The sequence below is a fragment of the Thalassolituus sp. UBA2590 genome, assembly GCF_002339775.1.
Classification (GTDB): Bacteria; Pseudomonadota; Gammaproteobacteria; order Pseudomonadales; family Oceanobacteraceae; genus Thalassolituus.
This window is the reverse complement of record NZ_DDKU01000017.1, coordinates 1-4,567: the sequence shown is the minus strand read 5'-3', so window position 1 is coordinate 4,567 and position 4,567 is coordinate 1. Positions and strand designations below refer to the sequence as shown.

6 protein-coding genes, 1 tRNA gene and 2 pseudogenes are annotated in these 4,567 nt (G+C 50.3%); all 9 read left to right on the top strand.

Annotated elements, in window-relative coordinates; all coding sequences use genetic code 11:
- A pseudogene (locus B2067_RS01430) lies at positions 1 to 85 on the top strand (elongation factor Tu); the annotation flags it as partial.
- A 317-nt stretch (positions 86 to 402) separates the two neighbouring features.
- Positions 403 to 478, top strand: a tRNA-Trp gene (locus B2067_RS01425).
- Positions 479 to 529: 51 nt separating this feature from the next.
- The gene (secE, locus tag B2067_RS01420; RefSeq protein WP_068436413.1) at positions 530 to 916 is read left to right on the top strand and encodes a preprotein translocase subunit SecE; all 387 of its coding nucleotides are present in this window, start codon (positions 530 to 532) and stop codon (positions 914 to 916) included.
- Positions 917 to 926: 10 nt separating this feature from the next.
- Entirely contained in the window at positions 927 to 1,463 is a 537-nt protein-coding gene (gene nusG, locus B2067_RS01415) for a transcription termination/antitermination protein NusG (RefSeq protein WP_068436411.1), read from the top strand.
- A gap of 93 nt (positions 1,464 to 1,556) precedes the next feature.
- Positions 1,557 to 1,991: a 50S ribosomal protein L11 gene (gene rplK, locus B2067_RS01410; protein WP_068441867.1), complete on the top strand. Its 435-nt coding sequence runs from the start codon at positions 1,557 to 1,559 to the stop codon at positions 1,989 to 1,991.
- On the top strand, positions 1,991 to 2,686 hold the full coding sequence (gene rplA, locus B2067_RS01405; protein ID WP_068435105.1) for a 50S ribosomal protein L1: 696 nt from the start codon (positions 1,991 to 1,993) through the stop codon (positions 2,684 to 2,686). Before rplK ends, rplA begins: the two co-directional genes overlap by 1 nt.
- 197 nt (positions 2,687 to 2,883) lie before the next feature.
- Entirely contained in the window at positions 2,884 to 3,378 is a 495-nt protein-coding gene (gene rplJ, locus B2067_RS01400; protein WP_068441869.1) for a 50S ribosomal protein L10, read from the top strand.
- A gap of 65 nt (positions 3,379 to 3,443) precedes the next feature.
- Positions 3,444 to 3,815 carry a 50S ribosomal protein L7/L12 gene (gene rplL / locus B2067_RS01395; protein ID WP_068438673.1) on the top strand — a complete coding sequence of 124 codons (372 nt, stop codon included), beginning with the start codon at positions 3,444 to 3,446 and terminating at the stop codon, positions 3,813 to 3,815.
- Between the two features lie 195 nt (positions 3,816 to 4,010).
- A pseudogene (gene rpoB / locus B2067_RS01390) lies at positions 4,011 to 4,567 on the top strand (DNA-directed RNA polymerase subunit beta); the annotation flags it as partial.

Here is a 4,567-nt window from a genome sequence, read left to right as displayed (position 1 = left end):
CGCGATGGACGAAGGCCTGCGTTTTGCGATCCGTGAAGGCGGTCGTACTGTAGGCGCCGGCGTTGTAGCCAAGATTATTGAATAATTCGCTGGGAGCGAATTATGACAGCCGGAGGCTGGCCCCCTTCGTTTTGTGAGGGGTGAAGGGCAGGACGCCCGAAGCAATAATCTGTCTGTGTAGTGTAGGAGGGGATCTTATCCCTGAGCCTGTATCGTTTGATACAGTGTTCGCGAAGATGTTTCGCTCCTGAAATTAAAAAGCGCCCACGTTGGCTGGGCGTTTTTTTAGTCGGTTTTCCGGCTGCTGTCTTTTGATAGCAAATAAATCCAATTTATCAATGTGTTAGGGGTTGATTAGTTGGTGGGGTTGCTGTAACTTACGCCGCCCTGATTGAGAGTCATAGGCCAGTAGTTCAATTGGTAGAGCGTCGGTCTCCAAAACCGAAAGTTGGGGGTTCGAGTCCCTCCTGGCCTGCCAAAATTTCAAGATGGCAGCTTCGGCTGCCATTTTTGGCTTTTAGGGAATGGTATGAGTACCGAAAGTAAAGCAAGCGGTTCGATGTTTGATGCAGTTAAGTGGTTGGTTGCTCTTGTTCTGTTTGCCGGTGCGGTAGCAGGTGCGAGTGACGCCTTTTATCAGAGCGTCGGTGTGGAAATGGGTACGCTCTATCGCGTACTGATCGTTGTGGCCTTCATGTTGCTGGCTGCAGGTGCTGCACTTACGACGACCCAGGGTTCAAACTTCCTGGTGCTGCTGAAAGAAGCAAACAAAGAGCGTCGCAAAGTAGTCTGGCCAACGCCAGTTGAGACTCGTCAGACCACGATGATTGTGGTGGCGGTTGTTTTCCTCGTTGGTCTGTTTCTGTATTTGCTCGATATGGGTTTGAGCTCAATCGTTAAACTGATCGTAGGTTGAGGAACAGAATATGACTATGCGTTGGTACGTTGTGCATGCTTACTCTGGTTACGAGAAGCGTGTTCAGACTCAGCTGAAAGAGCGCATCGAGTTGCACAATATGCAGGATAAGTTCGGTGAGGTTCTTGTTCCTACCGAAGAAGTCGTCGAAGTTCGCGACGGCAAAAAGCGTAAAAGCGAACGCAAGTTCTATCCGGGTTATGTGCTGGTTGAGATGGATATGGATGACGATTCATGGCATCTGGTTAATCAGACTCCTCGGGTAATGGGTTTTATCGGCGGTACCGCAGATAAGCCAGCACCGATCAGTAAAAAAGAAGCTGATGCAATCCTGCAGCGTGTTCAGGATGGTGCTGACAAGCCTACGCATAAAACCATCTACGAACCTGGTGAAGTAGTTCGTGTTATTGATGGCCCGTTTGCAGACTTTAACGGTGTGGTTGAAACCGTTGATTACGAGAAGTCCCGTCTGCAGGTGGCAGTAACAATTTTTGGTCGCTCTACGCCGGTTGAGCTTGAGTTCACTCAGGTCGAAAAGTCCGCGTAAGCGAAAATTAATGCCCTCAGGGGCGGGGAGCCAGTGGCCGATGCGTAAGCGTCTGCCACTTTTTGGCGTTAATACCCACTAGGAGAAAAGCACATGGCTAAGAAAGTAGAAGGCTATATCAAGCTGCAGGTTGGCGCTGGTAAAGCTAACCCAAGTCCACCGGTTGGTCCTGCACTGGGTCAGATGGGTCTGAACATCATGGAATTCTGTAAAGCGTTCAATGCACAGACTCAACACCTGGAAGCTGGCGCACCGGTTCCAGTAGTTATTACTGCGTACAACGACCGTAGCTTCACTTTTGAAATGAAGACGCCACCTGCGTCTTACCTGCTGAAGAAAGCGGCTGGCATTACCAGTGGTTCTTCACGTCCAAACACAGAAAAAGTGGGTACCGTTACCCGTGCGCAGCTGGAAGAAATCGCCACTGCAAAAGCACCGGATCTGACTGCAGCCGATATGGATGCAGCGGTACGTACGATCGCTGGCTCTGCCCGCGCTATGGGTCTGAACGTGGAAGGAGTTGAGTAATGGCTAAGCTGACTAAGCGCCAGAAGGCGATCGCTGAGAAAGTAGAACTCGGCAAAGTTTACTCAGTAGAAGAAGCGGTTGAACTGCTGGCTTCTCTGCCGGGTGCAAAGTTTAAAGAGTCTGTTGATGTTGCCGTTAACCTCGGCATCGACGCTCGTAAATCAGATCAGAACGTACGTAGCTCTACTGTACTGCCAAACGGCACTGGTAAGACTATGCGTGTTGCTGTGTTCACTCAGGGTGCTAACGCTGACGTTGCTAAAGAGGCAGGCGCTGATGAAGTGGGTATGGAAGATCTGGCAGAGAAAATGAAAGGCGGCGACCTGGCATTTGACGTTGTTATTGCTTCTCCGGATGCAATGCGCGTTGTTGGTCAGCTGGGTCAGGTTCTGGGTCCACGTGGTCTGATGCCAAACCCTAAGGTTGGTACTGTGACTCCAGACGTTGCTACCGCTGTTAAAAACGCTAAAGCGGGTCAGGTTCGTTACCGTAACGATAAGAACGGTATCATCCACACGACCATCGGTAAGGCAGATTTCACTGCAGAAGCACTGAAAGAAAACCTGACCTCTCTGCTGGCGGATCTGAAGAAAGCTAAGCCAAGCCAGGCGAAAGGTGTCTACATGAAGAAAGTGACACTGAGCACTACCATGGGTCCTGGCCTGGTGGTTGATCATTCCTCACTGGAATTCTGATCAGCACAACCATCTTTGGGGTTGTCGCTGTGATCCTGTATTGCAGCGGCAGCTGTCAAAGACCGCAGGCGCGGTGGTTTGCTTTGCACTCCGCCGCTTAATTGTACCTGCGTAGATAGTGTGTGACCCCGTTCAGAATACTGAATTGTCACACGGGATGGCTCAATAGAGCCTAACTCAACTTTTAGGAGTTAATCGTGGCCTTAGGACTCGAAGATAAGAAGGCGATTGTCGCCGAAGTCCAGGAAGCAGCTGATGGTGCTCTGTCGGCAGTTGTTGCGGATTCCCGCGGCGTTACTGTGGCAGCCATGACCGCTCTCCGTAAAGAAGCACGTGAAGCCGGTGTATGGATGAAAGTCGTCCGTAACACTCTGGCACGCCGTGCAGTTGAAGGTACTGAATACGAGTGTCTGACCGAATCTCTGGTTGGCCCAAGCCTGATCGCGTTCTCTAAAGAACACCCAGGTGCTGCAGCTCGTATCTTCAAAAACTTCGCTAAAGAAAACGAAGCTTTTGAACTGAAGACCGGTGCCTTTGGCGGTGACGTGGTTTCCGTTGATATGCTGGCAACTCTGCCGACATACGACGAAGCAATCGCGAAACTGATGAGCGTCATGAAAGAAGCCTCTGCTGGCAAGCTGGTACGTACCCTTGCTGCGCTTCGTGAGCAAAAAGAACAGGATGCTGCCTGATTTAATCAGCGCGGTTTCAAATGATTTTACGGGCGTAGAGCCCAATACAATTTAGGATCAATCTCATGTCACTGACAAAAGAAGATATCATCAATGCAGTAGCTGAAATGTCTGTAATGGACGTTGTTGAGCTGGTTGAAGCGATGGAAGAGAAATTCGGCGTTTCTGCAGCAGCAGTTGCAGCGGCTCCTGCTGCTGGCGATGCTGGCGGTGCAGCTGAAGCTCAGACTGAATTCGACGTAATTCTGTCTGCTGCTGGCGACAAGAAAGTTAACGTAATTAAAGCAGTACGTGAACTGACTGGCCTGGGTCTGAAAGACGCTAAAGGTATGGTTGACGGCGCTCCAGCAACTGTTAAAGAAGGTGTTTCTAAAGAAGACGCGGAAGCGGCTAAAGAAACTCTGGAAGCAGCTGGCGCAGTTGTTGAAATCAAGTAATCGCAGTTTCTGCGATTCGCTTGGCATCATGCCAGACCCGGCATGATGATCGGCTGACGGGTTTATTCCCGTCAGCCTTTTTCACGTTATGGAATACGTGAGTAAAACCGGCCCATTGGTCGGGTTTTTTAGCAAGGCAACTCTTCGAGCCACGGGTACTTCTGCCCAATCGAGGAAACAGTCCGGGGATCACTGATGGCTTACTCATACACTGAGAAAAAACGTATCCGTAAGGATTTCGGTAAATTACCGAGCGTGATGGATGTGCCCTACCTTCTGGCAATCCAGATTGACTCATATCGCAAGTTTCTGCAGGAAGGCCTCGACGCAGATACGCGTCACGACGTCGGCCTTCATGCGGCATTTAAATCTGTTTTCCCGATCGTCAGCTACTCAGGGAACGCAGCGCTCGAGTACGTGAGCTACCGCCTGGGTACACCTACGTTTGACGAGAAAGAATGTATGCTCCGTGGTGTTACGTATGCGGCACCACTGCGCGTTAAGGTTCGTCTGATCATTTATGATAAAGAATCAGCGACCAAAGCAATTAAAGACATCAAAGAGCAAGAAGTTTACATGGGCGAAATGCCCCTGATGACCGATAACGGTACCTTTATTGTCAACGGTACCGAGCGTGTAATCGTGTCTCAGCTGCACCGTTCTCCGGGTGTGTTCTTTGATCACGACAAGGGTAAAACCCACTCCTCAGGTAAGCTGCTGTATAACGCACGTGTGATTCCTTACCGTGGTTC